Below are 14,282 nucleotides of genomic sequence, written 5' to 3'. Positions count from 1 at the left end.
ATGTCCCGGACGAGGATGGCGTGGGTCTCAGCGGCTCGTCGCGTCGCCCGGGAAGGCGTTGGCCCCCGCGAGCTCGTCCGTGACGACGTCGGCACCGGGCCCGAGGGCGGTGGCCGTCGGGCGGGTCGGACGGCCGCGGCGGTTGAGCTGCCGCTCGATCCTCCCGGCGAGACGGGTGAGGCCGTAGTTGAGCGCGATGAAGAGCACGGCGGCAAGCAGGTAGGCGGGGATGACGTTGCCGTAGGCGGTGCCGACGTCCTTGGCCTGCTGGAGGAGCTCGGGGTAGGTGATGGCGGTGCCGAGGGCGCTGTCCTTGAGGATGACGACCAGCTGGCCGACGAGGGCGGGCAGCATCGCCGTGAGGGCCTGGGGCAGCTCGATCGAGCGGAGGGTCTGGCCGGGCGTCAGGCCGATCGACAGGCCTGCCTCCGACTGGCCCTTCGGGAGGCTGTAGACACCGGAACGGACGAGCTCCGCGATGACCGAGCCGTTGTAGAGGGTGAGGCCGGTGACGACGGCCGCGAGCGAGTTGAGGTCTGCCCCGAAGACGTCGTAGACGGCATACACGTTGAAGGTGAAGTACATCATCAGCAGGACGGGCACGGCGCGGAAGAACTCGACGACGATGCCGCACACCCAGCGGATGGCCCGGTTGTGGCTGAGGCGTCCCATGCCGAAGACGAGGCCGAAGACCATCGCGAGCACGATCGAGATCGCGGCGGCCTTCAGGGTGTTGATGAGACCCGGGATGAGGTACTGGGTCCACACGTCCGCGGTGAACAGCGACGTCCACATCTCGGGGGCCAGCTGACCCTGGGCCCTGAGCTTCCAGACGACGAGGGCGAGCGTGCCGATCGCGAGGAGAATGCCGAGGCCCGTGAAGATCGCGTGCCGCCGGCGGGCCTTCGGACCCGGGGCGTCGAAGAGGATGCTCTGGGCGCTCATCGCTTCACCGCCAGGCGTCGCGAGAGGGAGGTGAAGAAGACGCCGACAGGCAGGGTGAGGATCACGAAGCCGAGCGCGAAGACGAAGAAGACGGGCAGTCCTCCGGTCTCGTTCTCGATGATCTCCTTCATGAGGCCCGAGGCCTCGGAGACGCCGATGATCGACGCGACCGTCGTGTTCTTCGTCAGGGCGATGAGGACCGAGCCGAGCGGCGCGATCGCTCCCCGGAAGGCCTGGGGGAGGATGACCTCCCTGAGGCTCTGGCCGAAGGTCAGGCCGATCGACCGAGCGGCCTCGGCCTGACCGGTCGGGACCGTGTTGACGCCGCTGCGCAGCGCCTCGCACACGAAGGCGGCGTGGTAGACGGCGAGGCCGACGATGGCCCAGCGGATGTTGTTGTCGACGATCGAGGTCGGCGACTTGGGGTCGGCGAGGTTGATCTCGAGGATGTAGAGCAGCCCGAGCGAGCAGAGCACGAGGATGAGCGTCAGCGGTGTGTTGCGGACCGTGTTGACGTAGAAGGAGCCCAGCCTGCGGAGCACACCGACGGGGGAGACGCGCATGACGGCGAGGATCGTGCCGATGACGAGGGCGCCGATCGCCGAGAAGAACGTCAGGTAGATGGTCATCCCGAACGCGCCGAGGATCGGGTACTTCTCGATGATGTCGAGCACGGCGCTCCTTCCGCTGTCAGGTCAGGCCGGTGCCGGTCGTGCGGCCACCGGCTGGTGACCGCACGACCGCGCCGGGTCGGTCAGGAGCAGGCCGCCGGGGTGGGCGGGTTGCCCGTGCCCGGCTTGTAGCCCGCCGGGCCGAGGTTGGCGTCGAGGGCCTTCTGCCACGAGCCGTCGCTGATCATCTTCTTGATGGCATCGGTGATCTTCTGGCACATGGCCGTGTCACCCTTCTTGATGCCGATGCCGTAGTTCTCGGTCGAGAAGGGCTTGCCGACGAGCTTGAACTTGCCCTTGAACTCGGGCTGGGCCGCGTAGCCGGCGAGGATCGTGTCGTCGGTCGTCAGCGCGTCGACGCCGCCCGTGGCCAGGGCCGGGAGGCACTCGGAGTAGGTGGCGAACTCCTGGAGCTGGACGTTGGGGTACTTGTCCTTGACCTTCTGCGCCGAGGTCGAGCCCTTGACCGAGCACAGCTTCTTGCCCGTAAGGGTCTCCGGGCCGGTGATCGACGTGTCGTCGGCCCGGACGAGGAGGTCCTGCCCGGCGATGAAGTACGGCCCGGCGAAGGACACCTTCTCCTTGCGCTTGTCGGTGATCGAGTACGTCGCGACGACGAAGTCGACCTGGCCGGTCGAGATGAGCGTCTCGCGCTGGGCGCTCGGGGCCTGGACCCACGTGATGTCGCCCTCGCTCGTGCCGAGCTGCTTCGCGACGTACTTGGCGACGTCGACGTCGAAGCCGGTGTACTCGCTGCCCTTCTTGAGCCCGAGGCCGGGCTGGTCGAACTTGATGCCGATCTTGAGCTTCGTCCCGCCGCTGCTGCCGCTGCCCGAGTCGCTGCTCGAGCCGCACGCGGCGAGGGACAGCGCGAGGGCGACCGCCGCCGCCGCTGCACCGAATCGTGCCTTCATGGGTTTCCTCCCTGTCGTGAATGCCGGGCGGCGCCTGGGTGCGCCCGCCCTCCCTGCGTCAGTGAGTGAGGATCTTGCCGAGGAAGTCCTTGGCTCGGTCACTCCTGGGGTTGGTGAAGAACTCGTCCGGCGTGGCCACCTCGACGACCTGGCCGTCGGCCATGAAGACGACGCGGTCGGCGGCCTTGCGGGCGAAGCCCATCTCGTGGGTCACCACGATCATCGTCATCCCCTCCTTGGCGAGGCCGACCATGACGTCGAGGACCTCGTTGACCATCTCCGGGTCGAGGGCGGAGGTGGGCTCGTCGAAGAGCATGACCTTGGGCCCCATGGCGAGGGACCGGGCGATCGCGACGCGCTGCTGCTGACCGCCGGAGAGCTGTGCCGGGAACTTCTCGGCCTGCTCCGCGACCCCGACGCGCTCGAGGAGCCGGTCGGCCAGGGCGTTCGCCTCGTCCTTCGACTTCTTGCGCACCTTGATCGGGCCGAGCGTGACGTTGTCGCGGATCGTCTTGTGCGCGAAGAGGTTGAACGACTGGAAGACCATCCCGACATCGGCCCGCAGCTGGGCGAGGGGCTTGCCCTCCTCGGGTAGCGGGTTGCCGTCGACGGCGATCGTGCCGGACTCCACGGTCTCGAGCCGGTTGATGGCCCGGCAGAGGGTCGACTTCCCCGAACCGGACGGTCCCAGGATGACGACGACCTCGCCCTTGCCGACCGTGAGATTGATGTCCCTCAGGACGTGCAGGTCGCCGAAGTGCTTGTTGACGCCTTCGATGACCACCATGGGCTCGCGCGGTCGGGAGGAGTCTTCAGACGGGTCGACCTGGTCCGGCTTCAGTTCGTCCATTGCCGCAACCTATCGGCTGGACCGCCCGTCGGGGAGGTCCAGGCCCCGAGAGTCGCTGAATCGTGAGGTCACGGACACCCCCCCGCGACGCGGGCCGGTGCCTCCGGTGCCTCAGGGAGCCGTGGTCGTGCTGGTGGTCGGCTCGGCAGCCGCCGTGCTCCCGCTCGTCGTGGTGGTCGTCGTGTCGCTCGGCGTGGCCACGGACGTGGTGCTCGTGGAGGGCTCGGCTGCGGCCGTCGAACCCGCGGTCGTCGTCGCCGGCGCGGAGGTGGCCTGCGTCGTGGTGGCCGTCGTGGTGGCCGTCGTCGCGGGCGTCGTCGACGTGGTCGTCGAGCCGGTGGAGGTCGGCGGCGGGGCGGTCGTCGTGCTCGTGGGCGGCGGAGTCGTGGTCGTCGTCGCCGGAGGCGTCGAGGTCATCGAGGTCGTCGGCTGGCTCGTGGTGGAGGTCGGGCTCGAGGTCGGAGTCGTGCTCGTGGGAGCCGGCGTCGGGGTGCCCGGGATCGAGGTGCCCGCCGTCGGGCCGGTCGGGTCGTAGTTGGGCACGGGGACGTCGCCGTCCTCGACGGTGTGGACCACCGTTCCGCCGCGGTCGACCACGTACGCGGGCGCAGCGGCAAACGGGATGGAGTCGGCGCGCGAGGCCGGGAAGCCGAGATAGGGGGCCGGGTCGGTGTAGCGGTCGTTGACGATGACGTCGAAGTGCAGGTGGCACCCCGTCGACCAGCCGGTCGTGCCGACGAGCCCGATGACCTGGCCCTGCTTGACGACGTCGCCCTCCTTGACGAGGAACTTCGACTGGTGGCCGTAGGCGGTCTTGAGGCCGGGCGTGTGCTGGATGATCGTGCGCAGCCCCCAGGAGGCGGACTGCCTGGCGTAGATGACCGTGCCGTCGGCCGCCGCGCGGATGGGGGTCCCGCAGGCTGCCATGAGGTCGATGCCGGTGTGGAACATCGGGCGTCCGAGAACCGGATGGATGCGTGGGCCGAAGGGCGAGACCTCGCCGCCGGGAACCGGGTGGATGAACGCGAACCCGGCATAGAGCGGACCCAGGGCGGCTGGGACCGTGGTCGGTGTGACCGAGCCGAAGGGCGCGGGCGTGAACGAGACGTCAGGGAAGAGGAAGAACCCTCCGCCGACCGCCGCGCCCATGGCCGCTCCCTCGGTCGCGGCTGCGGGCCCGTCGGCCACCGTGGACTGACCCGGCACTGCGCTCGCGGGGCCCCCGAAGGCGGCCGGGATCGCCACTGAGTCGGCCTCGAGCACGACCTGACGGGCCTCGGGACCGTGCGGGCTGGCGACGAGCGAGGGCAGGAAGGCGAACACGACCACGCCGGCAGCGAACGGCACGAGTCGGCCGGTCATCCTGACATGGACGATGACCGGGCCGTCGTCGTGCGGCTTCGGGTCCTGCACCTGCTGGCCACCCCCCTCAGGCTGGTCGATGCTGTGTGGATCAGTGTGCCCTATCCCCCGAACCGCCCGAGCCGCGGCGCCCGATCCGTGCGCCCGACGTCGATCGGTTCATTCCACCTTAGGGCGGCCCTGTCCCTGATGGGGGAAATCTCGGCAAGTCACCGGCAAGTCACAGGACCGGCGACGACCGCATCCGTGACCAGGGTGCGTGATCGGCGAACGCGAGGCCGACGTATGCCGCGTGGCCCGGCCCCACGCGGAGGCCACCCGGGGCGCGGGGCCCGGTCAGCGGCATACGCCAGCCGTGCGATCAACCGGTGTGGATCGGCTCCTTGGGGAGCTTCTTGACCTTGGCGCGGCGCCGGCGTCGCTCGGGGACCATCGAGCGCATCTCCTCGAGCTTGCCGAAGCAGAGCAGCCGGTCCTCGGCCTCGAGCTGGAGACCCCGACGGGGATTGGGGATGACCGTCGTGCCGCGGTGCAGCGTGAGGACGGTGATGTCGCGCTCGGAGAGCCCGGAGTCGCCGATGTTCTTGCCGACGAGGTCTGCCGCGGCGTGGACGACGAGCTCGGCGACTCCGTAGCCCGTCGAGACGGTGAGCCGCTGGCGGACGTCGATCTCCGGGAAGGCGACCTGGCCGGCGATGTAGTCGATGATCGCGCCGGCGACGTCGAGCTTGGTGGCGTTCTCGATCCCCTCGAGCCCGGGGGAGGAGTTGACCTCCATGACGAGCGGCCCCTCGTTGCCCTCGAGCATGTCGACTCCGGCGACCCGCAGGCCCATGATCTGCGCCGACCGGACGGCGGCCTCCTCGAAGGCCGGGCTCAGGTCGACCGGCTCCACCGACCCGCCGCGGTGGACGTTGGAGCGGAACTCGTCGCCCTTGGCCGTGCGTCGCATCGCCGCGACGACCCGGTCGCCGACGACGAGGGCGCGGATGTCGCGGCCCTTGCTCTCGGTGACGAAGCTCTGGATGAGGACGTTCTGCCGGGTGCTGTGCAGGGTCTCGATGATCGCCTCGGCCACCTTGAGCTCGGGCGCGAGGATGACCCCGATGCCCTGCGTGCCCTCGAGGAGCTTGATGACGACCGGCGCGCCACCGACCCGCTCGATCGCCGGGATCACGTCGGCGCGGTTGCGCACGAACGTCGTCGCCGGCATACCGATGTTGTGGCGGGAGAGGATCTGGGTGGCCCGGAGCTTGTCGCGGGCGTTGGAGATCCCGTTGGCCGTGTTGGGCGTGTAGATGTCCATCTGCTCGAACTGGCGCACGACAGCCGTGCCGAAGTAGGTGATCGAGTTGCCGATGCGCGGCAGGATCGCGTCGTAGTCGGACAGCGGCCGGCCGCGGAACTGCAGGTCCGGGTCGGGCCCCGAGAGGTCGATCGCGAAGCGCAGTGTGTCGAGGACCTTGACGGTGTGGCCACGGTCGAGAGCGGCAGTGCGGAGGCGTTGGGTGGAGTAGGCACGGGGCGCGCGCGAGAGTATCGCCAGTTTCATCGAAGGGGCCTGCAAAGATAGTCGGGTGTCCGGGCTGCCCCATTCAAGCACCATCGCAGGATGGCGTGAGTGGATCACCCTGCCCGGCATCGGAGTTCCCTTCGTCAAGGCGAAGCTCGACACCGGTGCACGGTCATCATCCCTTCACGCCTTCGACATCGAGGAGTACGACCTGGACGGCAGGCCGTGGGTCCGCTTCTCCATCCACCCATGGCAGCGCTCCTCGGAGGACTCCACCGTCGTGACCTGCCCCGTCCACGACCTGCGGCCGGTCCGGAGCTCGTCCGGCCACGTCGCCGAGCGCGTCGTCGTCCTCATGGACCTCGTCCTCGTCGGCCGCGAGATCACGGCCGAGGTGTCGCTGAGCAACCGCGACGAGATGGGCTTCCGGATGCTGGTCGGACGGGAGGCCCTGCGCCAGGGACTCGTCGTGGACTCGAGCCGGTCCTACCTCGGTGGCCGGCCCCCGCGGGTCGTGCGCCGCAAGAATCGCGGACGCTGATGCCCCGGGCATCCTTCGGGATCGGGACGGTCCGCATCCGCGCCGGCTCGATGCGCGAGGTGGGCCTGCCCATCACGCGCCTCGTGACCGGCGCCGACGTGAGCCTCCCGGTGCGCGTCGTCCATGGGCGCCAGGACGGCCCCACGGTGTGGATCAACGCCGCCATCCACGGCGACGAGGTCGTCGGGGTGGAGGTCGTCCGCCGGGTCCTGGCCCGGCTCTCGCCGAAGACCTTCAACGGCACCCTCATCGCCGTGCCCATCGTCAACGTCCTCGGCTTCATGGCGGGGGAGCGCTACCTCCCCGACCGGCGCGACCTCAACCGGTCGTTCCCCGGCTCGGCGCGAGGGTCGTTGGCCGGTCGCATCGCCCACCTCATGATGACCGAGGTGGTCGCCAAGTGCGAGGTCGGCATCGACATGCACACCGGCGCCGACCGGCGGACCAACCTGCCGCAGATCCGCGCCGACCTCGACGACCCCAGGACCCGCAAGCTGGCCGAGGCGTTCGGTGCGCCGGTCATGTACCACGCCAAGCTGCGCGACGGCTCGCTGCGGTCGGCCGCCCGCGACCGGGGCGCCACGGTGCTGCTCTACGAGGGTGGCGAGGCCTGGCGGTTCGACGAGTGGGCGATCGAGGCCGGGGTGCTCGGCGTCCGCAGGGTCCTCGCCGCGCTCGGCATGATCGACGCGCCCGAGGGCGAGCCGCCCCAGGAGAGCCTCGTCTGCCGCCAGAGCGGCTGGGTCCGAGCACCGGGGACCGGCATCCTCCAGCTCGACGCAGCCCTCGGCCAGCGCGTGGAGACCGGCGACCGGCTCGGCGGGCTCTCCGACTCGTTCGGCAAGCGCGTCCGTCTCATCCGGGCCGACCGGCCCGGGATCGTCATCGGCCGGACCCAGGCGCCGCTCGTCAACCGCGGCGACGCCTTGGTCCACATCGGCGAGGTCCCGGGGGACACGCCCGGGATGACGGCCGGGGAGGGCGATTTCGTCATCAATGCGTGACATCTGGCCGGTTCCGCAATAGGGTCGCGGTCAGTCGCCTCCGGCTGAGGTGATGCTCCGGTTCGACCCGCCGAGTCCTGCCACCGAACCGCGAGCCCCAGGAACTCAATGGCAGGAGCGGGGGACCCACCGTTCGACGGACGTCGCGAGACGTCCTGGGGTGAAGTCCTCAAGGGGCCGACCGGCCCTGCGGAGACCGGGCGAGCAGCACCTCGCGCCCGAACCCGACAGCTCACCTCGCAGGCGTTCGAGAGGCTGCCCATGACTGTTGTGTCCGCTGGTCGTCACCGCACCCCAGGCCGCTACAACCCGCTCGTCGAGCTGCGGCTGATCGCGAAGGAGTCCGCTCAGCCCGCCGTCAAGGGCGCCGCGATCGTCGCCGCCTCAGGAGGGCTCATCGCCTCCTTCTCGCCCTCGGCCGGGGCCGGCGAGCCCGTGGCCGGCGCGGGCCTCGGCGACACGACGGGAAGCATCCCCGCGGTCGTGGGTCCCGCCGCCGGCCTGCCCGTCTCCGACGACGCGCTCTCGGCGATCGGCCTCGCATCCGGGGCGACGCGCGCCGGCGGCTCGAGCGCCCCGACGGTGATCGAGGACGTCGTTCTCAAGCAGCGCAAGGAGGCGGCGCTGGCGGCCTCCCGCTCGCTCACCCGCCGGACGCTGCTCAACTCCACCGCGGCCGTCAAGTCGACGTCGAACACAACGCGCGCCACGGTCGGCAAGCGTTCGTCCTACAACTGGGCCACCTACGGCCAGTGCACGTGGGGCGCGCTCGAGCAGTGGCACAGGTCCGAGGGCTACTACCTGGGTGGCTTCACCGGGAACGCCTTGACCTGGGCGTGGGGCGCGGCGAATGCCGGCTACACCGTCAGCGGGACGCCGAGGGTGCGGTCGATCGTCGTGATGCAGCCCGGCGTCTACGGCTCCTCGAGCGCCGGCCATGTCGCCTGGGTGACGGCCGTCAACGGCAACCAGGTGACCATCCTCGAGATGAACGCGCTGGCCGGTCCGGGCCGTTACGACACGCGCACCCTGACCGACATCAGCGGGATGAAGTACATCTACGCGCCCTGATCTCCCCGCCACGTCGCGACCGCCTCCCAGCGGCGCCTCCGTCGCGTTGCGTGCGTCTCACGGCGTGCCTCGTCAGCGCTTCGCCGTGAGGACGCGTCGGATGCGCTCGTACTCCTCGGTGTCGATCTCCCCACGGGCGAGCCGCTCGTCGAGCAGCCGCAGCGGGTCGTCCCGCGGCTCGGGCGACGACGACTCGCGCGTCACGGGGCGTGCCCGCACCAGCTCACGAACGACCCAGATGACCAGGGCCCAGAAGCCGATGGTCCCGAGGGCCAGGATGACCCACATGGCAGGACCCATGCCCCAGCCCATGCCGTAGTTCCACATGTCCGTCTCTCCCATCGAGGCACAGCAGCCTCATACCTCAATGGTGTGCCCGCCACCTGTGTGACGGCGCGTGTTCCCGGCAGGTGTGGCGCGTGTTCCCGGCAGGTGTGACGTGGGTCCTGCCGCGCACACGGACGCCGGCCCGGCTACAGCCGCTCGTGGTGCGGGTTGGGCGGGAGGTTGCGCGAGCAGCAGTCCGGCAGCTCGTCGTGCAGGATCGTGAGGACCGTGGCCGCTTTGTCGATGAACCGGCCCGAGGACTCGACGACGTAGCGGCGCGGGTGGCGTGCCCAGACCTCCAGGATCCGCGCATCGATCTCCGCCGCCGCGCTCGCAGACTCGGTCCGGAGCGGGTTCGTCCGGTTGTACCCCTGGCTCGACGAGGGCGTCCGGAGGTGGATGACGGCGTCGTACCGGTCGAGCTCCGCTGCGGGGTCGGCGCCCGTCGAGGACCAGAAGTCCTCGGATGGGCCCGGCCAGTACGCGAGGCCGTCGAGGGTTCCGCGGTCGCAGAGCACGATGGCCGGGCCGTGGACGTCGCCGATGACCTCGAGCTCGCGCTGCACGTGGAAGATCGCCCGCTGGGATGCGCGCCGGCACTCGGGGTCGTCCTCGCGCGGGAACCCGCCGCCGAAGACGATGCCGGCGGACTCTGGCAGGACCTTGACGTGCTCGCAGAGGGAGCGCCGGACCATCTCGAGGACGGCGGTCTTGCCTGCACCTGGTCCACCCGTGAGGACGATCCGTCGGCGCTCGTGCGCCGCCGAGCACCCGCACCGCGTCATCGATCCGCCTCCCGTCGAAACAGCTCCCCTCAGTCTGGCTCAGCGGGCGACCGACGGAACAGAGGTATGCCGCTGGGCCGGCGCGTCGTCGGTCCGTCACCGCGGACGCGGGCAGGGGACCAGCAGCACGTGCGCCTTCTCGGCACGCCGCGGTTGCCCGGCCGCCGTGGAGGGAACTACGGTGTTGTGCAACCACTTGTTGCATGACGATCCGACCTTGGAGGCAGGAAGAGCATGGAGTTCGGGAGCATCGAGCGCGAGATCCACATCGAGGCCTCGCCGGACGTCGTCTTCGAGGTGATCAGCAGCCCGGTCCACCTCCGGGAGTGGTGGGCCGACGAGGCGCATCTCGACCCGGTTCCCGGAGCGATCGGCGAGCTGTCGTGGGGCGATCGGACGACGCCCGAGGCGATGGTGGTGCCCATCACCGTGGTCGAGGCCCGACCGCCTCGGCGCTTCTCGTTCCGATGGGTCTACCCGGACGGAGAGGCTGCCGCACAGGCCAACTCGCTCCTCGTGACCTTCGAGCTCACCCCGTCCGGCTCGGGCACGATGCTGCGGATGACCGAGACCGGGTTCCGCGAGCGCGGCTGGGAGGTCGCGGTCCTCGAGGAGCACTACCGGGACCACTCGGTGGGCTGGGACACGTACCTCCCGCGCCTTCGCGCCTATGCCACGAGGCTGGTGTCCACGCCATGACCGTCGCGGTCGACGACGATCTCTGGTCGGCGGTCGGTGACCCGACCCGTCGGCGCATGCTCGACCTGCTCCTGACCGAGGGCGAGGGCACGGCGACGAGCCTCAGCGAGCGGCTGCCCGTGACGCGTCAGGCCGTCGCCAAGCACCTCGCGGTCCTCGACCGCGTGGGCCTGGTCCGCGTCACCCCGGTCGGGAGGGAGGTCCGCTACCGCGTCGACGACGCCCAGCTCGCTCGGGCCGTGGCCCAGCTCTCCGAGGTCGGCTCGGCGTGGGACGCCAGGCTGCGCCGGATCAAGCGGATGGCCGAGGCGATCCAGCGCAGCCAGGAGCGTTGAGCACCGCTGCACCCGACCGCCCGAGCCGGTTCGGAGTCAGTGGGTCGGCAGGGAGGTGAGCGAGAAGGCCTCGACGGGCTCGGCCCTGCCCTTGAGGTCGAGGGCGCCGAGGGGCACCACCCGGGCACCGGGCAGGAGGTCCAGCGTGGCCGCGCTGACCGCCACGCCGCCGACGGGAGCCCGCCCCTCGAGACGGGACGCGACGTTGACGACGTCGCCGATGACCGTGTGGGTGCGGCCACCCGCACCGCCGAGGAGGCTCAGGGCGACGGGCCCAGAGTTGACCCCGACCCGGAACCTCGGCCAGCCCGGGTGTGCGGCCGCGACGTGTCCGGTCTCCTCCTGGAGCTCGAGGGCGGCACGTGCGGCGCGCAGAGCGTGGTCCGGTTGGTCCCCACGGCGGTTGAACGTCACCATGAGGGCATCGCCGATGATCCGGTCGACCTCACCGCCGTGTCGCTTGACGACGGCCGGTACCGCCACGTCGAAGTAGTCGTTGAGCATGGAGGTGACCTGCTCGGCCTCGTGGTCCTCGGAGAAGGTCGTGAAACCCTGGAGATCGGCGAAGAGGATGCTCATCTCCCTCGTGCCGGAGACCGTCTCGTCCAGGTAGAGGCCCGAGAAGCGCTCCTCGTGCCACTGCAGCTGGGCCCCCCAGGCGACGAGGACGAAGGCGGCGAGCATGAGCAGGTGCCACTCCCACCAGCTGTAGTGCCAGTTCGCCGACAGGCTGATGGCGACCATCGCCTCGCCGAGCAGCACGAACGCGGCCGCCATCGCGAGGGGCATGAGGCCGCGGCGGCGCCGCCACAGCACGACGTACGCCGCCGCCGACCAGGCGTAGAGCAGCGTCGCCGCCACGGCGAGGAGGACCATGAAGCCCGAGGTGCGCTCGGGTCCGGCGCCCGCATCGAGGGGCGGCAGGCGCAGGAGCGAGAAGACCGCCCAGCCGAGCAGGACGACGACGAGCGCGACCCGAAGGCGCCGGGCCACTCGCATCGCCCGGACCGACCGTGGACCGTCGATGGGCCCGGTCGAGCCCGCGGCGAACAGGGATCCGATGGCGATCCCGACCGGGGTGGCGAGGTTGAACCCGGGGTTGGTGCCGTCGAGGAGGACCTTCGGCGTCGCGAGCGCGTGCAGTGCCAGGAAGCCCGCCGCGGAGAGGAAGGCCAGGGACACGAGCATGACGCGCGCGTCGCCGCGCCGGGACGCGGCCTCGCCGGTGCCGTATGCCGTGACGGCGCTGAGGAGCGCAGCGACGAGGACGAGCCAGAAGTGCGCAGGATGGTGCTGCCACATCGCATCCCAGGTCGGGTTGGCGAGCAGGAGCGCCAGCCCGAGGAGAGGGATTGCGAGGGCCACCCCGGCCCCTGCGAGGGTGGCGGCCGCTCGACGGTCGGGCGCGGAGGCGGTCGGCTGGCCGGCGACCACGGATTCTCAGCGCCCCTCGGCAGGTGCAGGGGAGGTGGGCTCGGACCCCGCCGCCCGCGTCGGCTGGAGCGAGAGGAACTCATGGACCTCCGACACGACGACCGAGCCCTCGCCGACGGCCGAGGCGACGCGCTTGACCGAGCCGCTCCGGACGTCACCCACGGCAAAAACACCGGGCAGCGAGGTCTCGTGAGGCGCAGGTGGACGGTCCTGCTCCCAGTCGGCGGCTGCGGTGACCTCCGCGCCGGTGACGAGGAAGCCCCGCTGGTCGCGCAGCACCTCGCCGGGCAGCCACTGGGTGTGCGGTTCGGCACCGATCATGACGAACAGCGCGTCCGCCGCCAGGGAGTGCTCCGTCCCCATGTCCCTGTCGGCCAGCGTGATCTCGCGCAGCCAGCCCTCGCCCGTCCCCCCGACCACCTCGGCGTTGGGCACGACCGTGATCTCGTCACTCGACTCGATCTCGTCGATGAGGTAACGCGACATGGTGCTGGAGAGGTCGGGGGTGCGGATGACGATGGTCACGTGAGCGGCATACCTCTTGAGGTGGAGGGCGGCCTGCCCGGCGGAGTTGCCGCCGCCCACGATCACCGCCCGGGCGCCCTTGAGGCCGTGGGCCTCCGAGACGCTCGCGCCGTAGTACACGCCCGAACCGCTGAGCGCCTCCAGGTCCGGGATGCCGAGGCGGCGGTAGGCGACGCCCATGGCGAGCACGACGGCCCGGGCGTGGACCTCGCCCGCGCCCTCGACCGCGACCGCGAAGCCGTCCTGCACGGGACTGATGCTCGCGACGCGGCGGGTCAGCAGGAAGGACGCCCCGAACACCCAGGCCTGCTGGAAGCCGCGCTGGGCCAGCTCGGCTCCGCTCAGCCCGCGGGAGAAGCCGAGATAGTTGCGGATGAGCGAGCTCGTCGCGGCCTGCCCGCCGAGTGCGCGCTCCTCCACACAGAGCACCGACAGCCCCTCGGACGACGCGTAGACGGCTGCTGCGAGGCCGGCGGGTCCCGCGCCGACGACCACGAGATCGACCTCGGCGGGAATGTCCGAGAGGTCCGTGCGGATGCCCCAGGCGCCGCAGATCTCCGCATCCGTCGGGTCCACCAGCAGCGTCCCGCCGAGGGCCGGCATCCACACGACCATCGGTCCGGTCGCGCTATCGGGCGACGGGGCGTCGATGCGGGTGAGGACGTCGGTCGCCTCGACCGTTCCGCGGTCGAGGTAGGCGTGCGGGATCCCGTTGCGCGTCAACAGGCTTCGCACATCGTGGCCCCGCGGGTCTCGCGCCGCGCCGACGACGACCACCTCCCGGTTCACGCCCGGCACGGTTCGCGACCACGCCTGCACGAACTCGCCGACGGTCCGGATGAACAGCTCGTCGGGGGAGGTCCACGGCTTGAGGACGTAGTAGCTGATCTCCCCGTGCGCGATGGCGCGGAGGATCTCCTCCGCGGTGCGCCGGTCGGCCCAGGCGCCCCACGGGACGAGCAGGGCCCGGCCCGCGTCCGGGTGGAGCGTCCGAACGCGGCCGAGCAGCGCGGCGCCCGGGAGGTCGGGGAGCCAGGGATCGGCGAGGACCAGGGCCACCGGGTCGCCACGCTCGGCCGCGCGCTCGAGCTGGGTGAGGGCCGCGGTCGCGTCGAGTTCGCCCCGGACGCGGTAGTCGCTGCCGAACCGACGGCCGAGCTCCGCCTCGATCCGGGACAGGCTCTCGAAGTCCGGGTCGACGGCGAGCAGGAGTGGTCGTGCCATCTCAGGCACACCTCCCGTCCTCTACGGGGGTCGGGACCCCAGCCGGTCCCTCACTGCGAACAAGGTACGCCCCCGTCCGCCT

Annotated in this window: 15 protein-coding genes and 1 riboswitch; of the genes, 5 read left to right on the top strand and 10 right to left on the bottom strand. The window is 70.8% G+C overall.

Annotation, left to right across the window (positions count from 1 at the left end; translation table 11 throughout):
- Positions 1 to 27: 27 nt before the first annotated feature.
- The 6 genes from N865_RS01040 to N865_RS01015 all read right to left on the bottom strand — a co-directional run bounded on the left by N865_RS01040 (position 28) and on the right by N865_RS01015 (position 6,294).
- Complete coding sequence (locus N865_RS01040; RefSeq protein ID WP_034800574.1) at positions 28 to 945, bottom strand: amino acid ABC transporter permease; 918 nt, start codon at positions 943 to 945, stop codon at positions 28 to 30.
- The gene (locus N865_RS01035; RefSeq protein ID WP_034800573.1) at positions 942 to 1,619 is read right to left on the bottom strand and encodes an amino acid ABC transporter permease; all 678 of its coding nucleotides are present in this window, start codon (positions 1,617 to 1,619) and stop codon (positions 942 to 944) included. The genes N865_RS01040 and N865_RS01035 overlap by 4 nt, the downstream gene beginning before the upstream one ends.
- Positions 1,620 to 1,699: 80 nt before the next feature.
- Positions 1,700 to 2,530 carry a glutamate ABC transporter substrate-binding protein gene (locus tag N865_RS01030; protein ID WP_034800571.1) on the bottom strand — a complete coding sequence of 277 codons (831 nt, stop codon included), beginning with the start codon at positions 2,528 to 2,530 and terminating at the stop codon, positions 1,700 to 1,702.
- A gap of 58 nt (positions 2,531 to 2,588) precedes the next feature.
- Positions 2,589 to 3,317, bottom strand: coding sequence for an amino acid ABC transporter ATP-binding protein (locus tag N865_RS01025; RefSeq protein ID WP_034800739.1), 729 nt, complete (start codon positions 3,315 to 3,317; stop codon positions 2,589 to 2,591).
- A 174-nt stretch (positions 3,318 to 3,491) separates the two neighbouring features.
- Positions 3,492 to 4,793, bottom strand: coding sequence for a M23 family metallopeptidase (locus N865_RS21445; protein ID WP_051509785.1), 1,302 nt, complete (start codon positions 4,791 to 4,793; stop codon positions 3,492 to 3,494).
- A gap of 310 nt (positions 4,794 to 5,103) precedes the next feature.
- Positions 5,104 to 6,294, bottom strand: a complete 1,191-nt coding sequence (locus tag N865_RS01015) for a RimK family alpha-L-glutamate ligase (RefSeq protein WP_034800569.1) — start codon at positions 6,292 to 6,294, stop codon at positions 5,104 to 5,106.
- Between the two features lie 25 nt (positions 6,295 to 6,319).
- Between N865_RS01015 and N865_RS01010 the strand changes: the two genes are divergently transcribed.
- The 3 genes from N865_RS01010 to N865_RS01000 all read left to right on the top strand — a co-directional run bounded on the left by N865_RS01010 (position 6,320) and on the right by N865_RS01000 (position 8,871).
- Positions 6,320 to 6,796, top strand: a complete 477-nt coding sequence (locus N865_RS01010) for an ATP-dependent zinc protease family protein (RefSeq protein ID WP_034800567.1) — start codon at positions 6,320 to 6,322, stop codon at positions 6,794 to 6,796.
- Positions 6,796 to 7,800 (top strand): succinylglutamate desuccinylase/aspartoacylase family protein, encoded by a 1,005-nt coding sequence (locus N865_RS01005; RefSeq protein WP_051509782.1) that lies wholly within the window; start codon positions 6,796 to 6,798, stop codon positions 7,798 to 7,800. The genes N865_RS01010 and N865_RS01005 overlap by 1 nt, the downstream gene beginning before the upstream one ends.
- A gap of 85 nt (positions 7,801 to 7,885) precedes the next feature.
- Positions 7,886 to 8,059, top strand: a riboswitch (cyclic di-AMP (ydaO/yuaA leader).
- A 2-nt stretch (positions 8,060 to 8,061) separates the two neighbouring features.
- Positions 8,062 to 8,871, top strand: coding sequence for a CHAP domain-containing protein (locus N865_RS01000; protein WP_034800732.1), 810 nt, complete (start codon positions 8,062 to 8,064; stop codon positions 8,869 to 8,871).
- Positions 8,872 to 8,943: 72 nt separating this feature from the next.
- On the opposite strand, the gene N865_RS00995 is transcribed toward N865_RS01000, so the two are convergent.
- A complete protein-coding gene (locus N865_RS00995; RefSeq protein ID WP_245603620.1) occupies positions 8,944 to 9,213 on the bottom strand; it encodes an SHOCT domain-containing protein in 270 nt (89 codons plus the stop codon).
- 131 nt (positions 9,214 to 9,344) lie between these two features.
- The gene (locus N865_RS00990) at positions 9,345 to 9,983 is read right to left on the bottom strand and encodes an ATP/GTP-binding protein (RefSeq protein ID WP_084327837.1); all 639 of its coding nucleotides are present in this window, start codon (positions 9,981 to 9,983) and stop codon (positions 9,345 to 9,347) included.
- Positions 9,984 to 10,217: 234 nt separating this feature from the next.
- On the opposite strand from N865_RS00990, the gene N865_RS00985 reads away from it, so the two are divergent.
- Together N865_RS00985 and N865_RS00980 are read left to right on the top strand one after the other, a co-directional pair.
- Positions 10,218 to 10,682: an SRPBCC family protein gene (locus tag N865_RS00985; protein WP_034800565.1), complete on the top strand. Its 465-nt coding sequence runs from the start codon at positions 10,218 to 10,220 to the stop codon at positions 10,680 to 10,682.
- On the top strand, positions 10,679 to 11,017 hold the full coding sequence (locus N865_RS00980) for an ArsR/SmtB family transcription factor (RefSeq protein WP_034800563.1): 339 nt from the start codon (positions 10,679 to 10,681) through the stop codon (positions 11,015 to 11,017). Before N865_RS00985 ends, N865_RS00980 begins: the two co-directional genes overlap by 4 nt.
- A 36-nt stretch (positions 11,018 to 11,053) precedes the next feature.
- On the opposite strand, the gene N865_RS00975 is transcribed toward N865_RS00980, so the two are convergent.
- On the bottom strand, positions 11,054 to 12,382 hold the full coding sequence (locus N865_RS00975; protein WP_157557500.1) for an adenylate/guanylate cyclase domain-containing protein: 1,329 nt from the start codon (positions 12,380 to 12,382) through the stop codon (positions 11,054 to 11,056).
- 75 nt (positions 12,383 to 12,457) lie between these two features.
- The gene (locus N865_RS00970) at positions 12,458 to 14,200 is read right to left on the bottom strand and encodes an FAD-dependent oxidoreductase (RefSeq protein WP_034800559.1); all 1,743 of its coding nucleotides are present in this window, start codon (positions 14,198 to 14,200) and stop codon (positions 12,458 to 12,460) included.
- Positions 14,201 to 14,282 lie beyond the last annotated feature (82 nt).

It is taken from the genome of Intrasporangium oryzae NRRL B-24470, from assembly GCF_000576595.1.
Classification (GTDB): domain Bacteria; phylum Actinomycetota; class Actinomycetes; order Actinomycetales; family Dermatophilaceae; genus Intrasporangium_C; species Intrasporangium_C oryzae.
Note: the sequence above shows the minus strand (reverse complement) of the source record. Positions and strands in the feature narration are given on the sequence as shown.

What these genes read in the sequence shown, in the direction of transcription:
- N865_RS01040 (WP_034800574.1), bottom strand. Translation starts at nt 945, where the DNA reads ATGAGCGCCCAGAGCATCCTCTTCGACGCCCCGGGTCCGAAGGCCCGC.
- N865_RS01030 (WP_034800571.1), bottom strand. Translation starts at nt 2,530, where the DNA reads ATGAAGGCACGATTCGGTGCAGCGGCGGCGGCGGTCGCCCTCGCGCTG.
- N865_RS01025 (WP_034800739.1), bottom strand. Translation starts at nt 3,317, where the DNA reads ATGGTGGTCATCGAAGGCGTCAACAAGCACTTCGGCGACCTGCACGTC.
- N865_RS01015 (WP_034800569.1), bottom strand. Translation starts at nt 6,294, where the DNA reads ATGAAACTGGCGATACTCTCGCGCGCGCCCCGTGCCTACTCCACCCAA.
- N865_RS01005 (WP_051509782.1), top strand. Translation starts at nt 6,796, where the DNA reads ATGCCCCGGGCATCCTTCGGGATCGGGACGGTCCGCATCCGCGCCGGC.
- N865_RS01000 (WP_034800732.1), top strand. Translation starts at nt 8,062, where the DNA reads ATGACTGTTGTGTCCGCTGGTCGTCACCGCACCCCAGGCCGCTACAAC.
- N865_RS00995 (WP_245603620.1), bottom strand. Translation starts at nt 9,213, where the DNA reads ATGGGAGAGACGGACATGTGGAACTACGGCATGGGCTGGGGCATGGGT.
- N865_RS00990 (WP_084327837.1), bottom strand. Translation starts at nt 9,983, where the DNA reads ATGACGCGGTGCGGGTGCTCGGCGGCGCACGAGCGCCGACGGATCGTC.
- N865_RS00985 (WP_034800565.1), top strand. Translation starts at nt 10,218, where the DNA reads ATGGAGTTCGGGAGCATCGAGCGCGAGATCCACATCGAGGCCTCGCCG.
- N865_RS00980 (WP_034800563.1), top strand. Translation starts at nt 10,679, where the DNA reads ATGACCGTCGCGGTCGACGACGATCTCTGGTCGGCGGTCGGTGACCCG.
- N865_RS00970 (WP_034800559.1), bottom strand. Translation starts at nt 14,200, where the DNA reads ATGGCACGACCACTCCTGCTCGCCGTCGACCCGGACTTCGAGAGCCTG.